Source organism: Stenotrophomonas sp. YIM B06876 (assembly GCF_030711595.1).
Taxonomy (GTDB): Bacteria; Pseudomonadota; Gammaproteobacteria; order Xanthomonadales; family Xanthomonadaceae; genus Stenotrophomonas.
Genome location: NZ_JAUJUJ010000574.1, coordinates 1 through 420 on the forward strand (window position 1 = coordinate 1; position 420 = coordinate 420).

The following is a 420-nucleotide window of genomic DNA, read 5'->3' on the forward strand; positions in this document are numbered from 1 at the left end:
TCGGCGATCTCCATCACGCCCTTCTTGATGGCCTGCAGTTCGTCGCCCGCGTTGGGCAGCTGCAGCAGCACGAACATGTCGGTCATGCCCCACACCGTGGTCTCGGACTGCCCCACGCCCACGGTCTCGACGATCACCACGTCGTAGCCCGCCGCCTCGCAGACCAGCATGGCCTCGCGCGTCTTCTCTGCCACGCCGCCCAGCGTGCCGCTGCTCGGGCTGGGACGGATATAGGCCTCCGCGCGCACCGACAAATGCTCCATGCGCGTCTTGTCGCCCAGGATGGAACCGCCCGAGACGTTGCTCGACGGATCGATCGCCAGCACCGCCACGCGGTGGCCCTGGCCTATCAGGTACAGGCCCAGCGTCTCGATGAAGGTGGATTTGCCCACGCCCGGCACGCCGCTGATGCCCAGGCGC

1 pseudogene is annotated in these 420 nt (G+C 67.9%); it reads right to left on the reverse strand.

The annotated features are described in order from the left end of the window. Positions 1-420, reverse strand: a pseudogene (locus QZH66_RS18530) (methylmalonyl Co-A mutase-associated GTPase MeaB); the annotation flags it as partial.